This window comes from Thermaurantiacus tibetensis (assembly GCF_015354055.1).
Classification (GTDB): Bacteria; Pseudomonadota; Alphaproteobacteria; order Sphingomonadales; family Sphingomonadaceae; genus Thermaurantiacus; species Thermaurantiacus tibetensis.
This window is the reverse complement of the sequence record NZ_JACHTM010000002.1, coordinates 748,168-764,473: the sequence shown is the minus strand read 5'-3', so window position 1 is coordinate 764,473 and position 16,306 is coordinate 748,168. Positions and strand designations below refer to the sequence as shown.

17 protein-coding genes are annotated in these 16,306 nt (G+C 74.0%); 8 read left to right on the top strand and 9 right to left on the bottom strand.

Annotated features, from left to right (window positions below; genetic code table 11):
* Nucleotides 1-62 precede the first annotated feature (62 nt).
* The 4 genes from H3H34_RS08265 (at nt 63) to H3H34_RS08250 (ending at nt 2,113) form a co-directional block, all read left to right on the top strand.
* Nucleotides 63-635 carry a sigma-70 family RNA polymerase sigma factor gene (locus tag H3H34_RS08265; RefSeq protein ID WP_194744772.1) on the top strand — a complete coding sequence of 191 codons (573 nt, stop codon included), beginning with the start codon at nt 63-65 and terminating at the stop codon, nt 633-635.
* Nucleotides 632-1,009, top strand: a complete 378-nt coding sequence (locus H3H34_RS08260) for a hypothetical protein (RefSeq protein WP_194744771.1) — start codon at nt 632-634, stop codon at nt 1,007-1,009. The genes H3H34_RS08265 and H3H34_RS08260 overlap by 4 nt, the downstream gene beginning before the upstream one ends.
* The gene (locus H3H34_RS08255; RefSeq protein ID WP_194744770.1) at nt 1,009-1,596 is read left to right on the top strand and encodes a periplasmic heavy metal sensor; all 588 of its coding nucleotides are present in this window, start codon (nt 1,009-1,011) and stop codon (nt 1,594-1,596) included. The genes H3H34_RS08260 and H3H34_RS08255 overlap by 1 nt, the downstream gene beginning before the upstream one ends.
* An 88-nt stretch (nt 1,597-1,684) precedes the next feature.
* Nucleotides 1,685-2,113: a periplasmic heavy metal sensor gene (locus tag H3H34_RS08250; protein ID WP_194744769.1), complete on the top strand. Its 429-nt coding sequence runs from the start codon at nt 1,685-1,687 to the stop codon at nt 2,111-2,113.
* Nucleotides 2,114-2,439: 326 nt separating this feature from the next.
* Here the strand turns inward: H3H34_RS08250 and H3H34_RS08245 are convergent, their stop codons facing one another.
* Nucleotides 2,440-4,674 (bottom strand): TonB-dependent receptor, encoded by a 2,235-nt coding sequence (locus H3H34_RS08245; RefSeq protein ID WP_194744768.1) that lies wholly within the window; start codon nt 4,672-4,674, stop codon nt 2,440-2,442.
* A 78-nt stretch (nt 4,675-4,752) separates the two neighbouring features.
* Here H3H34_RS08245 and H3H34_RS08240 point away from each other — a divergent pair, with 78 nt between their 5' ends.
* Nucleotides 4,753-5,388, top strand: coding sequence for a TetR/AcrR family transcriptional regulator (locus tag H3H34_RS08240; protein WP_194744767.1), 636 nt, complete (start codon nt 4,753-4,755; stop codon nt 5,386-5,388).
* A gap of 75 nt (nt 5,389-5,463) precedes the next feature.
* Here H3H34_RS08240 and H3H34_RS08235 read toward each other — a convergent pair whose 3' ends face one another.
* Nucleotides 5,464-6,558 (bottom strand): DUF4268 domain-containing protein, encoded by a 1,095-nt coding sequence (locus H3H34_RS08235; RefSeq protein ID WP_194744766.1) that lies wholly within the window; start codon nt 6,556-6,558, stop codon nt 5,464-5,466.
* Between the two features lie 154 nt (nt 6,559-6,712).
* Entirely contained in the window at nt 6,713-7,597 is an 885-nt protein-coding gene (locus tag H3H34_RS08230; protein ID WP_194744765.1) for an aminotransferase class IV, read from the bottom strand.
* 82 nt (nt 7,598-7,679) lie between these two features.
* On the opposite strand from H3H34_RS08230, the gene H3H34_RS08225 reads away from it, so the two are divergent.
* Nucleotides 7,680-9,047 carry a cryptochrome/photolyase family protein gene (locus H3H34_RS08225; RefSeq protein ID WP_194744764.1) on the top strand — a complete coding sequence of 456 codons (1,368 nt, stop codon included), beginning with the start codon at nt 7,680-7,682 and terminating at the stop codon, nt 9,045-9,047.
* On the opposite strand, the gene H3H34_RS08220 is transcribed toward H3H34_RS08225, so the two are convergent.
* The 3 genes from H3H34_RS08220 to H3H34_RS08210 are packed head-to-tail and all read right to left on the bottom strand — an operon-like array spanning nt 9,044 to nt 12,344.
* Complete coding sequence (locus tag H3H34_RS08220; RefSeq protein ID WP_207790820.1) at nt 9,044-10,330, bottom strand: ABC transporter permease; 1,287 nt, start codon at nt 10,328-10,330, stop codon at nt 9,044-9,046. The two genes, H3H34_RS08225 and H3H34_RS08220, sit on opposite strands and share 4 nt — an antisense overlap.
* Complete coding sequence (locus H3H34_RS08215; protein WP_194744763.1) at nt 10,327-11,121, bottom strand: ABC transporter ATP-binding protein; 795 nt, start codon at nt 11,119-11,121, stop codon at nt 10,327-10,329. Before H3H34_RS08215 ends, H3H34_RS08220 begins: the two co-directional genes overlap by 4 nt.
* The gene (locus tag H3H34_RS08210; RefSeq protein WP_194744762.1) at nt 11,121-12,344 is read right to left on the bottom strand and encodes an efflux RND transporter periplasmic adaptor subunit; all 1,224 of its coding nucleotides are present in this window, start codon (nt 12,342-12,344) and stop codon (nt 11,121-11,123) included. The genes H3H34_RS08215 and H3H34_RS08210 overlap by 1 nt, the downstream gene beginning before the upstream one ends.
* Nucleotides 12,345-12,602: 258 nt before the next feature.
* Between H3H34_RS08210 and H3H34_RS08205 the strand changes: the two genes are divergently transcribed.
* Nucleotides 12,603-13,352, top strand: coding sequence for a response regulator (locus tag H3H34_RS08205; protein WP_194744761.1), 750 nt, complete (start codon nt 12,603-12,605; stop codon nt 13,350-13,352).
* Nucleotides 13,352-14,719 (top strand): sensor histidine kinase, encoded by a 1,368-nt coding sequence (locus tag H3H34_RS08200; protein ID WP_194744760.1) that lies wholly within the window; start codon nt 13,352-13,354, stop codon nt 14,717-14,719. Before H3H34_RS08205 ends, H3H34_RS08200 begins: the two co-directional genes overlap by 1 nt.
* Before the next feature lie 99 nt (nt 14,720-14,818).
* Here the strand turns inward: H3H34_RS08200 and H3H34_RS08195 are convergent, their stop codons facing one another.
* Genes H3H34_RS08195 through H3H34_RS08185 form a run of 3 tightly spaced genes read right to left on the bottom strand, consistent with a single transcriptional unit; the run spans nt 14,819 to nt 16,285 of the window.
* The gene (locus H3H34_RS08195) at nt 14,819-15,559 is read right to left on the bottom strand and encodes a ParA family protein (protein ID WP_194744759.1); all 741 of its coding nucleotides are present in this window, start codon (nt 15,557-15,559) and stop codon (nt 14,819-14,821) included.
* Between the two features lie 10 nt (nt 15,560-15,569).
* The gene (locus H3H34_RS08190; RefSeq protein WP_194744758.1) at nt 15,570-15,986 is read right to left on the bottom strand and encodes a MerR family transcriptional regulator; all 417 of its coding nucleotides are present in this window, start codon (nt 15,984-15,986) and stop codon (nt 15,570-15,572) included.
* Nucleotides 15,983-16,285, bottom strand: a complete 303-nt coding sequence (locus tag H3H34_RS08185) for an integration host factor subunit alpha (protein ID WP_194744757.1) — start codon at nt 16,283-16,285, stop codon at nt 15,983-15,985. Before H3H34_RS08185 ends, H3H34_RS08190 begins: the two co-directional genes overlap by 4 nt.
* Nucleotides 16,286-16,306 lie beyond the last annotated feature (21 nt).

The window sequence follows — 16,306 nt, the reverse complement described above, 5'->3', positions numbered from 1 at the left end:
CCGCGGGGGATCGGCAGGGCGGCGCCCGTAAGGACGGGCGGGAGCCGACGAGGGCCGGAGCCATGCGCCTGCCGACGGAACCGCTTGCCTCCGAGCCGGATGCCGAAACCCGGCTGTTCCTCCGCGTGCGGGACGGCGACCCGGGGGCCTTCCGGCAGCTGGTGCGGCGGATCGCCGGCCCGAGCCTTGCGCTTGCCACGCGGACGCTCGGCGACGTGGCGCTGGCCGAGGAGGCCGTGCAGGAGGCGCTGACGAAGCTGTGGCGCGAGGCGGCGCGCTTCGATGCGGGCCGCGGCGGCTTCTGGCCCTGGTGGCGGCGGATCCTCGTGAACGCCGCGCTCGACGGCCGGCGGCGGCTGCGGCCCGCGGCACCGCTCGAGGCGGCGGGCGACCCGCCGGACCCGGCGCCGGGGCCGGGCGAGCAGGCCGAGGCCGCCGACCTCGACCGCCGGCTGGCGGCCGCGATGGCGAGGCTTCCGGCGCGGCAGCGGGCCGCGCTTGCGCTCTTCCACGGCGAGGGCCTGGCGATGGCCGAGGTGGCGGACGCGCTGGGCACGAGCGCCAAGGCGGTGGAGGGGCTGCTTGCGCGCGGGCGGGCGGCCTTGCGGGCGATGCTGGACGGAGAGGCGCGATGACGGACGAGGGACGGCAGGGGACGCGGCGGCCGGTGGACGGCGCGGCGCTCGATGCGGCGCTCGATGCGGCGCTCGATGCGGCGCTGGCGCGCTGGGCGCGGGCGCCGTTCGCCGCGCCGGCGGGGGAAGCCGCGGCGATCGCGCGTATCGTGGCGCATGGAGACGGTCTTGCCTCGGCGCCTTCCCGACCGGCCCTGCCGGCGCGGCGGCGCTGGTGGCCGCTTGTGACGGGGGTGGCGGTGGCCGCCTCGGTCGCGCTGCTGGTGCTGGTGCCGCGGCCGGGGCCGGACCTGCCTGAGGATGGCGCCGGCGCAGGCGAGGCGAGCTTCGCGCTCCTGTTCACGCCGGTGCCCGAGGAGGAGATGCCGTTGTGATGCGAAGGTTCGTGAAGGTGGCCGCGGCGGCGCTGCTGGCGGCGCCCGCACTGGCGCAGGGCGCGCCCCCTGCGCCCCCTGCCTCGCCCGCAGGCCCGGGGAAGGGCTGGGAGCCCCGGGCCGAGCGGCCCGAGCTGCGCGGGCCGAAGGGCGCGCGGATGTTCGGCGATGTCTCCGAAGAGGGCCGGGCGACCCTTTCGGCGGCGATGCGGGCGACCACGCCCGAGGAGCGGGCCGAGCTTCGGGCCGCGCGCGACCGGGTGAACGCGCTGATCGGCGCCGAGCGGCTGGATGTGCCGGCGCTCCGGCGGGCGATGGAGGAGGAGCGGCGGATCGCCGACCGGCTGCAGGCCAAGCGGCAGGCGGCCCTGCTCGAGGCGGTGCAGAAGCTCTCGGTGGCCGACCGCAAGGCCTTCGCCGCCGACGCCATGGCCGGCCGGCGGCGGGCCGAGGAACGGGCTGCGGCCTGGCGGGCCTGGGCCGAGGAGCAGCGCGGGCGGATGCGCGACCGGCCGGCGCCGCCCCCGCCGCCGCCCCCGCCGCCGCCTCCGCCGCCGCCGCCGGGCGGGGGCGCGATTTCCGGCTGACCGGGACGCGCGGGGACCTTGCCCCTTTCGCCCCGCTCGGACAGGGAGGAGGCGGGGCGCAAGGGGGCGGCGACGCGGGAGACGGACGATGCGGAAAGACGTTCTGAGGGCAGGCCTTCTCGCAGTGGCGCTGGCGCTGGCGGCGGGCGCCGGGCCGGCCGAGGCGCAGGGACGGCGGGGCATGCAGGGTTCGGACATGTTCGCCGGCATGTCGCCGGAAGGCCGGCGGGTGATGAGCGCGGCGCTGCTCGACTCCCGCTCCGACCCGCTGCGCGCGCAGGTGGAGGCCGCGCACGAGGCGACGCTCAGGCTGCTCGAGGCCGACCCGCTCGACCGCGAGGCGCTCGCGCGCGCGATGCAGGAGGAAGACGCGCTGCTTGCCCGGCAACTCGAGGCACGGCGGGAGCGGCTTCTCGAGGCGTTCGCGAAGCTCTCGGCGGCCGACCGCCGCGCCTGGGCGGCGGGCAACCGGGCGCGGCGGGCGGAGATGCCGGGCCGCGGCCTCGGGCGGCCCTAGGCCGACGGGGCGCGGCCCCCGGGGAGCGCGCGGCCGGCGACAGTGGGGCGCCGGGGCTCCCGGAAAGGGGAGAATGTCTTGGCCTGACCCCGTGTGGCTTCGGGGAGAGTCGTGGGTCTGGTCAGGCCCGCGAAGGGGACCCGCCGGCCAGGGGCCCCCGCGACGCCTGCGTCGCGGGGTGGGCTCGGCCAGGGGCCCCCGCGACGCCTGCGTCGCGGGGTGGGCTCGGCCCGGGGTCCACGCGGCGCCTGCGTCGCGGGGTGGGCTCGGCCCGGCCTGCGGCGGCTCCGCCGGTCAGGCTTCGCCCGAGGGCAGCCGCCTGCGGCCTAGTAGCGCCACTCGACCGTGCCGGTGAAGGTGCGCGGCGGGCCGTAGAAGCCGATCACCGAATCGCCGAAGAGCGCGCCGGGGAAGTTGTAGCCGCCGACGCGGTAGCGCGCATCGGTCAGGTTCCTAGCATGGAAGCCGAGCCGGAAGCGGTCGTTGGCGCTCGTCCAGTTGATGTTGACGTCGACGAGGACATAGCCGTCCTCGTCGAGGAGGGGAGTCTTCACCTCGAAGAGCTGGTAGGAATCGCGGAAGGCGAGCATCGGGTTGACGGCGAGCGTGCCGCGGGCGAGCGCGACCTCCCAGGTGAGGCCGGCGTTGATCGTCCAGGCCGGGGTGTTCTGGAGGAAGCGCTCATTGGAGACGTCGACCGGTGCCGTGCCGCCGAAGATGAAGGTGAGGAACTCCCGGTAGTCCCCGTGGGTGTAGCCGATGCCGAGGTTCGCCGAGACGCCCATGGGAAGGCGGGCGGTGGCTTCCGCCTCGAAGCCCCAGATGACGAGCTGGCCGGCATTGTCGACGAAGCTCGCGATTCCGCCGAGCGCGTTGGGGACCTGGATGGTGACCTGCTGGTCGCGGTAGTTGGAGCGGAAGCCGGCGAGCGCGACGAAGAGCGACCGGTCGAGGAAGCTGCCCTTGAGGCCGGCTTCGACCGTGCCGATGGTCTCGGGGGCGTAGCCGTTGACCGTGGTGGGGGTGAAGAGGGCATCGCCGCGCATGTCGAAGCCGCCTGACTTGAAGCCCTTGCCCCAGCTTGCGTAGACGTTGACCTCGGGCGTGAGCGCGTAGGTGGCGCTGATGCGGGGGGTGACGCGGTCGTCGGTGCGGTCGTTGGTGTAGTCGGTGCGCACCAAGCCGGGGATGGCGGCCGGATTGCCGAAGAGGGGCGAGCGAATGCCGGTGAAGTTGCGGCGGAAGACGGTGCCTTCCTTGCGGTCCTCGGTCCACCGGAGGCCGGCGGAGAGGGTGAGCCTTTCGGTCAGGGCGTAGGAGAGGTCGCCGAAGAGGGCGATCGAGCGGGTGTCGACATCGCCCGACGTCAGGATGGTGAGGTTGGCGCCGCCGAGGACGGTATCGAAGGCGCCGGCGGCATTGCCCTCAAGATAGAAGACGCCGGCGACGCCCTGGAGCCGGCCGAGGCTGAGGAGCGCCTGGACTTCCTGGGTGAACTGCCAGTCCTCGTAGAAGGCGGGGACGTCGAGGACCGGGCCGGGGGTGTTGTCGAAATCGATGAGCGTGTCGGTGCGGCTGCCGCGATAGGCGGTGATGGACTTGAGCGTGAGCGCATCAGAGGCAGTGAACTCGGCCGTGGCGGAGACGCCCCAGGTGGTGACCCTGTTGTCATCGCCGAGGCCGGCGCGGGTGTCATACTTCGACGGCAGCGGCGCGAAGACGGGGTTGCCGGCGAAGCCGATCTCGCGGTGGCCGTGGCGGGGATTGCTCGTGTCGACCATGCGGTCGCCGGCGAGGCGGAGGAAGAGGCGGTCCCCCGGAGTCCATTCGGCGGCAGCGCGGAAGGCAAGCACGTCCTTGTCATAATGCGCGGCGCCGGTCGTCAGGTTCTCGCCGAAGCCGTTGCGGTTGTACCAGCCGACGGCGCCGCCGACGGCGAGCGTCTCGCCCAGCGGCAGGGAGGCGCGGACGACGGCGTCGGCCTGGCCGTAGCTGCCGAACTGGCCGCGGACCATGAGCGAGGGATCGCGGCCGAGGCGGCGGGTGACGTACTTGATGGCGCCGCCGATGGTGTTGCGGCCGTAGAGCGTGCCCTGGGGCCCGCGGAGCACCTCGATCCGGTCCATGTCGAGGATGTCGAGGACGGCGCCCTGGGGCCGGGCGATGTAGACGTCGTCGACATAGAGGCCGACTCCGGGCTCGAAGCCCCAGAGCGGATCCTGCTGGCCGACGCCGCGGATGAAGCCGATGAGCGTGGAGTTGGAGCCGCGGGCGACCTCGAGGGTGAGGTTGGGGGTCTGGCGCTGGAGGGCCGTGATGTCGGGGGCGCCCTGGGCCTCGAGGGTGGCGCCGGCGACGACGGAGAGGGAGATGGGGACGTCGACGAGGCTTTCCTCGCGGCGGCGGGCGGTGACGACGATGTCGGTTGCCTCGCCCTCGGCGATGGCCGGGGCGGGGGCCTGCTGGGCGCGGGCGGGGGCGAGGCCGGTGACGAGGCTGGCGAGGAGGGTGGAGGCGAGGGTGGAGGCGCGGAGGGTTGCGCGGGCGGCATGGGTGGACATGGGGCTCCCCGAGGCTTGATTGGCGGTTGGCCAGGCGATTACTGAAAGTTGAATCGGATTTCAACTGAGGAGGCGGGTATGGGCGGTGCGGGCGATGGCGGGGCGGACGGTCCGGCTGGGGCCGTGGCGCGGGCGCCACGCACGAAGCGGGGGGAGCGGACGCGGGCCGCGCTCATCGACGCGGCGGCGGCCGAGTTCGGCGAGAAGGGGTTCCACGCGACCGGCATCACCGACATCACCCGCCGGGCGGGGGTGGCGCTGGGGAGCTTCTACACCTGGTTCGATTCGAAGGAGGCGATCTTCCGCGCGGTGGTCGCCGACATGTCGGGGCGGGTGCGCGACGCGGTGGCGCCGCGGCTTGCCGGGGTGGAGGGGGCGCTCGCGCGCGAGGCGGCGGCGCTTGCCGCCTTTCTCGAGGTGGTGGCGAGGGAGCGCCTCCTCTACCGGATCATCGACGAGGCCGAGTTCGTGGCCCCCGACGCGCACCGGGCGCATTACGAGACGACGGTGGGGCGGATTGCCGAGCGGCTGCGGGCAGGCGCGGCGGCGGGCGAGCTCAGGGACGGCGTGGGCGAGGTGGAGGCCTGGGCGGTCGCGGGGATGAACGTGTTCCTCGGACTGCGCTACGTGCTGTGGGCAGGCGACGGGGACCCGGGGGCCGACGAGGTGGTGGCCCGCGCGAACCTGCTGCTGGCGGAGGGGCTGGGGCGCTAGCGGAAGGGGATGTGGGGGCCGCAGTGGCCGATGATGACGGCGCGGCAGGCTCCTTCTAGGTCCGCGGCGCCTTCGTCAGAGGGGGATTTTTGCGATGCGCGGACGAAGCGCCGTATCGAGCCGGACAATGGCATCGATCATCCGGTCCTGGATGGCGGGCCATTCCGCTCGGTCGGAACGGTAGCCGCCTGGCTGCCGGAACTCGATCGACCGCCCGAGCTGTCCTTCGGACTCGATCCAGCTCAGGGCCGAGCCGAACTCGGCCTCGATCGCGTCCTTCTCGGCAAGGAGGTCGTCGAATGCCGGCTTGCTGTTCGAGATCCAGAGAAAGACGCTGTTGTCGAATTTTCTGATCCCGTAGCCGATAGACATTCCGGCGCGGCCGATACCGCCCAAGAGCCAAGGGCTGTACCCTGGGGTTCGCGTGGCATGGATTCTGGTCTTTTGCTTTGCCCGTTCCAGCAGACCTTCCCAAAACTGGTAACGCAGCAGGTCACGCTCGCGCAGTTCCTTGCGCTCTGCCTGGCGCTTGGCGCCGATTTGCGTCTGGAATTCGGCAGCCTCGGGCAGGGGGATCAGCTGCTGGATGTCGACAAGGAGGCGCCCATCCTCGATCCGGTAGGGCTTCATCCGGATGCAGCGGATGTCGATGTCGCGGTCGCGAAGCCAGAGAACCGAGGTGGTCAGTTCCTTGCCGAAATCTTCCTCGACAAGGATGATGCGGACGTCCGTCGCGAAATCCTCTTCCCTCGGCTCGCTCCATCCTAGGAATTCGAGAATGGCACGGCGCGCTGCCTCATGGTCGGCCGGGCCAGTCCCGTGCCTCGCCCGGTCCTGGGCCAGCGCGTCCGCTGCCTGATCGAAGGTCATGGAGGACACCATGGCGGCATAGCGGATGGCCTGCAGTTCCATGTGGCTGCCGTCGCCGGTGCGTTTCAGCTCCACAACCACCAGATTGGCGTCGCGGTCGAGGCAGAGAAGGTCGATGCGGCGGCTGCTGTCCACCCAGTTCCCATATTCCTCGGCCAGCACCATCAGCCCTTCCTCGAGGCAGCCGATATTGCCCTTGACGAGGCGCTGAAGATCCCTGCGTTCACGCAAGTTCTCGTCCCGGAAGCTGGTGCCTTGGACGGCTGTCAGCGAATTGGCGTCCAGGATAAAGACGGCCACGGTGGCTACGCCTCGCGCCCGGCGTTGTCGCGGCCGGGCGCAAGCCCGGGTTGTCGCGAGGATCGTCCTGCTGTCTGTGATGCCTCCATGCAGGTCGCCTTCGCCGATGGATACTGGCTGGTTGTGGCGTGGGAGGCAAGCGGTGGGCCGGAGGTCAGGGGCGCCAGCCGGTCTGGCGGGCGATCTCGGACCAGAGGAGGGTGGCGAGGCGGGTGGCCACGGGGCCGGGCCGGCCCGCGTGCGCCGTGCCGGTGCCGACGGGGGCCCCGTCGAGGCGGGTGATGGGAAGGAGCGGCCCGGTCGTCGAGGTCAAAAAGAGCTCGGGGGCGGTGCGGGCCTCGTCGAGCGTGAAGGGGCGCTCGGCAACCGCCATCCCGGCCGCGCGGGCAAGCCGCATCGCGGTCTCGCGCATGATGCCGGGGAGGATGCGCGCGGAGAGCGGGTGGGTGACGAGGGTGCCCGAGGAGGCGACCATCCACAGGTTGGTGGAGGCGCCCTCGGTCACCGTGCCATCCTCGAGGTGGAACATGGCCTCGAAGGCGCCGAGCCGGCGCGCCTCGGCCTTGCCGAGGACGGCGCCGAGGAGCCCGGTCGTCTTGAGGTCGCAGCGCTTCCAGCGCTGGTCGGGAAGCGCGACGACGGCGACGCCTTCCTGCTGCTGGGCGAGGCGCTGGCGGAAGTCGAAGGGCCGCGCCGTCATGACGAGGTTGGGCCGGACCCCTGCCGGGAAGCCATGGTCGCGCCGCGCGGTGCCGCGGCTGACCTGGATGTAGAGGAGGCCGTCGGCCAGGTGCGAGCGGCGCCAGAGCGTCTGCGCGATGGCGTCGAGCGCGGCGTCCGACGGCGCCCCTTCGATGAAGAGGGCGGCAAGCCCGCGCCGGAGGCGCCAGCGGTGCGCCGCCCAGTCGAGCGGGCGGCCGGCGAACATGGCGACGACCTCGTAGACGGCGTCTGCAAACTGGGTGCCGCGGTCCTCGACCGGGAGGCCTGCGTGGGCAAGCGGCAGGTAGCGGCCGTTGACGTAGGCGGTGGCGGGCATGGGCCGGCGCCCTAGGGCGACCGTGCCGGCGCGGCAAGCCGCCGGCGTTGCCGCGCGGCCGGGGGCCGGGCATGGCGGCCGGATGGTCGAGATTCTCTGGTTCCGGCAGGATCTCAGGCTCGCCGACCAGCCGGCGGCCAGTGCGGCGGCAGCGGCGGGCGAGGTGCTGCCGGTCTATGTGTGGGACGAGGTGTCGGACGGCGTGCGGCCGCCGGGCGGCGCGTCGCGCTGGTGGCTGATGCGGAGCCTTGCCGCGCTCGATGCCGACCTCAGGGCGCGGGGCGGGCGGCTCCTCGTGCTGGAGGGGCGGGCGGCGGACGTGCTGGCGAGCCTGGCGCGCGAGACCGGCGCGCGGGCCATCCACGCGACGCGCCAGACCGAGCCCTGGTGGGCGCCCATCGAGGCGAAGCTCGGCGGGCTTCTCAAGCTCCACGGCTGGCCGACGCTGCACCCTGCCGGTGCGCTGGTGACGAAGGCGGGCGGGCCGTTCCGGGTGTTCACGCCCTTCTGGCGGGCGCATGTGGCGAAGGGCGCGCCGGCTGCGCCCTGCCCTGCCCCCGGGACGATGCGCTTTGCCCCCGTGCCCGGGGGGCTGGCGGGGCGGGGGGTGCCGCGCTTTTCGCCGCGCTGGGCAGCCGGGTTCGATGGCGTGCCGGGCGAGGCGGGCGCCAGGGCCGCGCTCGCTGCGTTCCTGCCCAAGGTTTCGGCCTATGCGGCGCGGCGGGACTTTCCTGCCGAGGACGCGACCTCGCGGCTTTCGGCCCATCTCCACTTCGGCGAGATCTCGCCCCGCGCCTGCTGGCACGCGGTCGAGGGGCGCGACGGCGCGGAGGCCTGGCAGCGGCAGCTGGTGTGGCGCGACTTCGCCCACGAGCTCATCCGCCAGCACCCGGACTCGGCGGAGGTGCCGCACCGGCAGGCGTTCGCGGCGATGGCATGGACCGACGTGGAGCGGGAGCCGGGCCGGGGGTGGCTTGAGGCCTGGCAGGCGGGGCGGACCGGCTATCCGCTGGTCGATGCCGGGATGCGCCAGCTGTGGCGGACGGGCTGGATGCACAACCGGGTGCGCATGGTGGTGGGGAGCTTCCTCGTGAAGCATCTCGGGATCGACTGGCGGCTTGGCGAGCGCTGGTTCTGGGACACGCTCACGGATGCGGACCTTCCGAACAACGCGATGGGCTGGCAGTGGGTGACGGGGTGCGGGGTGGATGCCCAGCCCTTCCACCGGATCTTCGCGCCGGTCGGGCAGGCCGAGCGGTTCGACGCGATGGGCTACATCCGCCGCTGGGCCCCCGAGTACCGGAGCGTGGAGCCTGTCGACCCGATCGTCGAGCATGGCGCGGCGCGGGCGGCGGCGCTTGCCCGGCTGGCGGCCATCCGGAAGGAGGCGGGCGGCGCGGCGGACGGCGGCGCGGCGGACGGCGGCGCGGCGGACGGGGCCAGGGGCTAGCTGCGCAGGGCCTCGATGGGGGAGAGGCGGGCGGCGCGGGTGGCGGGATACCAGCCGAAGAAGATGCCGATGGCCGCCGAGATGGCGAAGGCGGCAACCACCGAGGCCGGCGAGATGATGGTGGGGAAGGGCAGCAACTGCGAGGCAAGCAGGGAGAGGCCCGTGCCGAGGAGGACTCCGAGCGCGCAGCCGACGAGCGAGAGCATGAGGGCCTCGAGCAGGAACTGGAGGCGGATGGCCGCGCGCGGCGCGCCAAGGGCCATGCGGATGCCGATCTCGCGCGTGCGCTCGGTGACCGAGACCAGCATGATGTTCATGATGCCGATGCCGCCGACGACGAGGCTGATGCCGCCGATGGCGCCAAGCAGCAGCGAGATGGCGCCGGTGGTTTCCTGGAAGGTCTGGCCGACGGCGGTCAGGTTGGTGATGGAGAAGTCGTTTTCCTCGCGGGGGCCGAGGCCGTGGCGGCGGCGCAGCAGCTCGGTGATGGCCTGCTCGACGGCCGGCATCGCCTCGGGGGTTGCGACCGCGACCGAGATGGTGCGCACGAACCGGCGGAAGGCGCCGCCCCCCTGGACGAGGCGGAGCGAGGCGGTGAGCGGAAGCACGACGACATCATCGCGGTCGACGCCGCCGATGCCCTGGCCGCGCTCGGGAAGCACGCCGATGACGGTGAAGGTGACGCCGCGCACGCGGAGGAGCTCGCCCAGGGGATCGCTCGCGCCGAAGAGCTGGCGGGCGACCGTCTGGCCGATGACGGCGACGCGGGCGGCCTGGCGCTCCTCCATGGCGGAGAAGGCGCGGCCGTCTTCGGGATACCAGTTCTGGACGGTGAACCAGGCGGGCGTGGAGGTGGTGACCTGGGTCAGCCAGTTGGTGGGGCCGGCCACCACCTGCGCCGTGAAGCCGGAGGAGGGGGCGGCAGCGATGACGTCGGGCAGGCGGGCGATGGCCTCGGCGTCGTCGAGGGTGAGCGTGGGCCGCGAGCCCGCGCCCTGGCTGAAGCCGCCGCCGGTGCGCGCTGCGCCCGAGTTGACGATGAGGAGGTTGGAGCCGAGGGCGGCGATGGAGCGCTGGACCTGGCCCTGCACGCCGTTGCCGATGGCGAGCATGAGGATGACGGCCGCGACCCCGATGATCATGCCGAGCATGGTGAGGCCGGAGCGCAGCCGGTTGGCGGCAAGGGCTGCGACCGCCTCGGCGAGCATGGGGCCGAGGAGAGGGGCGACGCCCGGGGCCGGTGCGCGGGCGACGGGCGGGGCAAGCGGAAGCGGCGCGTTCACGAGGCAACCACCTCTGGCGAAGCGGCGGGGCCGGGGGTGGCAAGGACGCGGGCAGGGGGCCCGTCGTCGACGATGCGGCCGTCCTGGATGCGCACCACGCGGTCGGTCGCGGCGGCGACGCCCGGATCGTGGGTGACGAGGATGACGGTGACCCCGTTCTCGCGGTTGAGCGCCTTGAAGAGCGCGAGGATCTCGGCGCCGGTGCGGCTGTCGAGCGCGCCGGTGGGCTCGTCGGCAAGGAGCAGGCGCGGCCCGACGGCAAGCGCGCGGGCAATCGCGACGCGCTGCTGCTGGCCGCCGGAGAGCTGGGAGGGCCGCGAGCCGCCGCGGTCGCCGAGGCCGACGCGGGCGAGGAGCGCCTCGGCCCGGGCGCGGCGCTCGCGCGCGGGCACGCCCGCGTAGACGAGGGGAAGGGCGACGTTGTCGCGCGCGGTGAGGCGGGGCAGCAGGTTAAACTGCTGGAAGACGAAGCCGATGGCGCGGTTGCGCAGGTGCGCGAGCGCGGGCTCGGACATGGCGGAGGTGTCCTCGCCGTCGATGAGGAAGCGGCCGGCGCTCGGCGTGTCGAGCGCGCCGATGATGTTCATGAGGGTGGACTTGCCCGAGCCGGACGGCCCCATGATGGCGAGGAACTCGCCCGGGTTGACCGTGAGGCTGACGCCGGCGAGCGCGCGGAAGCTGCCGGCCTCGGAGGCATAGTCCTTGACGATGTCCTCGAGGACGAGGAGGGGGCGGGGGCGGGGGCCGGGCCCGGGGCCGGAGGGTGGCGGGGAGACGGGAGGGCCGGGCATCAGCCGCCTCCCCCGGGCCGGCCGCCGGTCGGGCGGCCGCCGCTTCCCGCGCGGGGGTTCTTGAGGTCTGCAAGGATGACGCGCTCGCCCTCGGCGAGCGGGCCGGAAAGCACCATCGTGGAGTCGTCGTCGGAGGCGCCGACGCGCAGGCGCCGGGGCTCGGGCCGGCCGCCCTGTCCCAGCACGAAGACGGTGGCCGGGAAGCCCTCGGCCACCTCGCCGGGGGGCCGGCTGCTGCGCGCGCGGCCGCCGGCGCGGCGCTCGGCGTCGCGCAGCGTCTTCGGGTCGAAGTCGGCCGGGCGGAAGGCGAGCGCACCATTGGGGATGAGGAGGACGCCGCGGTGGTCCTTGACCGCGAAGCTGGCGGTTGCCGTCATGCCCGGGAGGAGCGCGCCGTCGGGGTTGTCGACGGCGATGATGACGGTGAAGGTGACGACGTTCTGCTGGGTGGAGGGGTTGAGGCGGATCTCGTCGACCCTGCCCTGGAAGCGGCGCTGGCCCCAGGCATCGACCGTGAAGCTGACGTCCTGGCCGACCCGGACCCGGCCGATGTCGGACTCGGCGACCGCGGCCTCGATCTGCATCTTGGTGAGGTCGGCGGCGATGGTGAAGAGGGTGGGAGTCTGGAAGCTGGCGGCGACCGTCTGCCCGACGGCCACGTCGCGGCTGATGACGATGCCCGAGACCGGCGCGCGCACGACCGAGAAGAGGAGGTTGGCGCGGTCCTGGGCGACGGCGGCCTCGGCGGCCCTGACGTCGGCCGCGGCGACGGCGGCGGTGGCGACGGCCTGGTCACGGGCCTGGGCGCTCAGGAACTCGCGGGCGAACAGCTGCTCGGCGCGGCGGCGGTTGGCCTCGGCGAGCGCGGCCTGGGCGCGGGCGCGGGCGAGATTGGCTTCCGACTGGCCGAGGCGGGCGCGGAACAGGCGCGGGTCGAGCTCGAGGAGGACCTGGCCGGCCGTGACCCGGTCGTTGTAGTCGGCGTGGATCTTCTCGACCGTGCCGGAGACCTGGACGCCGACGTTGACGACGGTGACGGGGCTCAAGGTGCCGTTGGCGCTGATGCGCTCGGCAAGGTCGCCGCGGACGACCTCGGCGGTCTGGTAGCGCTCGGCGGCGCGCTCGCCGCGGCCGAACTGCCACCAGGCGAGCCCGCCGGCGGCAGCGAGCACGACGAGGACAAGGGCGAGGCGTATCGCAGCGCCGGACCGGCGGGCGGTCATGGCGCTGCGCTTTCGGCGCCACCCCTCGCGGGCGCAGGCGCTGCGGGGCGGTTGCCCGCGGGGAGGCAGCACGACGGCGAGGCCACGGACGTCCTACGGCGCAGGGCTGGCCGATCCCCCGGCGGGGCGGCGGATGGTGGGGCGAGGCACGGACGCCCGTTAGGGGCGGGCGTGCGGGGAGGCAAGGCCGGGGCTTGCACCGATGATGCGAAATCGGCCAGTTGGCGACGGGGGCGGAACATGCTCTAGGAGAGCCCCATGGATCAGGTGATGGCGACAGCGGCGACGGAACGGGCGCCGCGGATCCTGGTGGTGGACGACGACGTCGGCATCCGCTCGCTGGTCTCGACCTACCTCAGCCGCGAGGGCTATGCGGTGGAGGTGGCGGGCGACGCCGCGGCGATGGACCGGGCGCTGGCCGAGGCAACGGCAGCCGGCGAGCCGTTCGATCTCGTGGTGCTCGACCTGATGCTGCCGGGCGAGCCGGGGCAGGAGGCCCTGAAGCGCATGGCGCCCAATGCGCTGGCCCCGGCCGTGGTGGTGCTCTCCGCGCTCGGCGACGTGGCCGACCGGATCGAGGGCCTGGAGCTCGGGGCCGACGACTATCTCGCCAAGCCCTGCAACCCGCGCGAGCTTCTCGCGCGGATTCGCGCCGTGCTCCGGCGGCGGGCGGCGCGCGGGGCAGGTGCGGGAACCGTGGTGGGCTTCCGCGGCTGGACGCTCGACCTCGTGCGGCGCGAGCTGCGCACGCCCTCGGGCGTGCTCATCAACCTGGCCGACTCCGAGTTCCTGCTGCTCAAGCACTTCGTGGAGCACCCGGGCGAGACGCTCTCACGCGAGACCCTGCTCGCGCTGGCCGGCTCGGCCGAGGCGGGGGGGCGCGCGATCGACGTGCAGGTGAGCCGGCTCCGGCGCAAGCTCTCGGTGGAGGGCGAGCTGGCCGAGGACCTCATCCGCACGGTCAGGAACGGCGGCTACATGTTCACGGGGCGGCCGGTCTGGGGCTGATGCGGCGGCGCTCGCCCCCGCTGTTCCTCGCCATCTTCGGGCTGGTGCTGCTCACCCTCCTCGTGTCGCAGCTGGTGGCGGCCGGGCTCCTCGTGCTCGTGCGCCCGGGCGGACCCGCGGCCATGTCGACGGCAGCCGTTGCCGCCGAGATCCGGGGAGGGAGCGGCCAGCTTCGGGTGCGGACGCGCGCCCTGCCGCCGCCGCGTGCCCAGAGCGAAGCGGAAGCGCGGGTGGCCGCCGAGCTCGCCCGCGCGCTCGGGGTGGAACCTGCCGACGTGCACGTGGACATGGCGCGGATGCAGCGCGACCGTTTCATCCTGGTGGACATGGGCACGGCGGATGCGCCCGACGTGCGCCCGGTGCTGGTGGGGGACTTTTCCGTTTCCGTGCGCGGGAGCGACGGGCGCTGGCGGAGCTTCTCGCCGGTGGGCGAGGCGGTGTTCGACACGGTGGAGAAGCGCTACGTCCTGCTGTTCGTGGCGGGCGCGCTCCTGATGCTGCCGGTGGCCTGGTGGCTCTCGCGCCTGCTCGCGCGGCCGTTCGCCGAGTTTGCGCGCGCGGCCGAGCGGGTGGGACAGGACCCGGAGGTGCCGGTGCCCATCATCCGCGCGCCGCTCGAGGCGCGCCTTGCGAGCGAGGCGCTGGCGGCCATGGCCCGGGCTCTCGCCGGCCAGGTCCGGCGGCGGATCGCGATGGTGGGCGCGCTGGCCCACGACTTCCGTACCCCGCTGACCCGGCTTGCCTTCCGGGTGGAGGGGCTGCCCGAGGAGGTGCGGGCGCCGATGGCCGCCGACATCCGCGAGCTGGACCAGATGGTGACGGCAACCCTTGCCTTCGTGCGCGGCGGGCCGGTGCTCGGCGAGCGGACGCGCCTCGAGCTGGGCTCGCTCGTCGAGGAGGTGGCGGACGCGCTCGGCGGGTCGATCGCCTTTGCCGAGGTGCAGCCGGCGGTGGTGCTCGCGGACCCGCTCGCGCTCAGGCGGATGTTCGCGAACCTTCTCCAGAACGCGCTCACCTACGGCGAGCGGGCGACGGTGACGGTGAGGGTGCGCGCCGCCCATGCCGAGGTGGACATCGCCGACGAGGGGCCGGGGCTGCCGACGGAGGACCTCGTCAGGGTGTTCGAGCCCTTCTACCGGGCCGACCCCTCGCGCAACCGCGGCGGGATCGGCCTTGGCATGCCGATCGCCGCGGCCGTCGCCCGCGCGCACGGCGGCAGCGTGACCCTGCGGAACCTCGAGCCGCGGGGCCTCCGGGTGAGGGTCAGGCTGCCGCTTGCGCCGCGCGGCGAGGCGCAGGTGCGGGCCGGCGCGGAGGCCGGGGGAACCGCGGGGACCGAGGCGAACCGGGCCGGCGCGCGGGCCTGAGCCGCGACGACCGGCGGGCCGGAGGGCCAGAGGGAGCGGGGGACGGGGGCAGGCGGGCGAAGGGGTGCAGGGCGCGGCGGAGGGGCGCGGCGGGGGCGGTCAGGCCCTGAGGAGGGCCATTTCGACTGCCGACCAGAGCCGGGCAAAGGCACGCGCAGCAGGGCTGCCGGGCGCCGTGACGGCAAGGGGCGCGCGAGTCTCGGCCATGGCTTCGACGACGGCAGCGGCGGGGATGACCGGGCGCTCGGGGGCGGCCTCGACGAGGCGGCGGTGGAGGCCGCGCCGGCGGTCGACCATGTTCCAGAAGGCAAGGACCGGCGGCGCGTCGGCGCCGAGGCGGGCGAGCTCGCCGGCGAGCGCGGCCTCGGCCGCGGCCGAGAGCGGCGCCGGGATCGCGGGAACGACGAGGAGGTCGACGGCGCGGAACAGCCGGTCGGCGAGCGCCGAGCGGCCGGGGGGCACGTCGAGGATGATGCGGTCGAAGCGGGGGCCAAGCGCCTTCAGGTGCCGGCGCATGGCCTTGGGCTCTGCAGCGGCGGCGAGGTCCGCCTCGAGCCGGCGGAGGCTGCGGTCGGCGGGCAGGAGGGAGAGGTTGGGAAAGGCGGTGGGCTCGACGAGGGCCTCGAGCGGCGCGTCTCCGGCAAGGACGGCGCGGGCCTTGACCCGCGCAGCGGGCGGCGGCGGCGCGGCGCGGAGGAGGAGCGTGGCCGCGCCTTGCGAGTCGAGGTCCCAGAGAAGCGTGCGGCGGCCGCCCGAGGTGGCGGCAGCGTGGGCGAGGTTGACGGCCGCCGTCGTCTTGCCGACGCCGCCCTTCAGGCTGAAGACCGCGAGGCTCTTCACCGCCCGCGGCTCAGGCGAGCGCGCGCGCGAGGCGGTCGCGGATGGCGGCGAGGCGGCCGGCGAGGGGCTCGGGCAGGGCCGGGAGGGCGGCGGGCAGGGCCGGAGGCGGCGCAGCGGGCGGCGCCGGCTCCGCTTCGCCGGCGAGGCGGGCGACGAGGCCGCGCGCGCCCTGGCTCGCCAGCAGCCGCTGCACGCCCTTCACCGTATAGCCCTCGGCATGGAGGAGGCGGTGGAGCGCCCGGCACAGCGCGACGTCGGCCGGGCGGTAGTAGCGGCGGTTGCCGCCCCGCTTCATCGGCCGCAGCTCGGGAAAGCGCGTTTCCCAGAAGCGGAGGATGTGCTGCGGCACGCCGAGCTCGGCCGAGACTTCGCTGATGGTGCGCAGCGCCGCCGGCGCCTTGCCCGGCAGCGGGGCGGCCTCCGTCATGGGCACCCGCCGTTGATCCGCTCGCGCAGGATCTGGCTGGCGCGGAAGCTGAGCGTGAGGCGCGGCGCGATCGGCACCACCACCCCGGTCTTGGGGTTGCGGCCGACCCGCTGGCCCTTCTGCCGGAGGAGGAAGCTGCCAAACGAGCTCAGCTTCACGTTCTCGCCGCGCAGCAGCGCCTCGGTGATGCAGTCGAGCACCTGCTCGACGAGCTCGGCCGACTCGGCCCGCGAGAGCCCGATCTCGTGGTGCAGCCGCTCGGCAAGGTCCGCGCGGGTCAAGGTGCGGGTGTCCGGCATGCGCCCCTCCATGGCCCACTC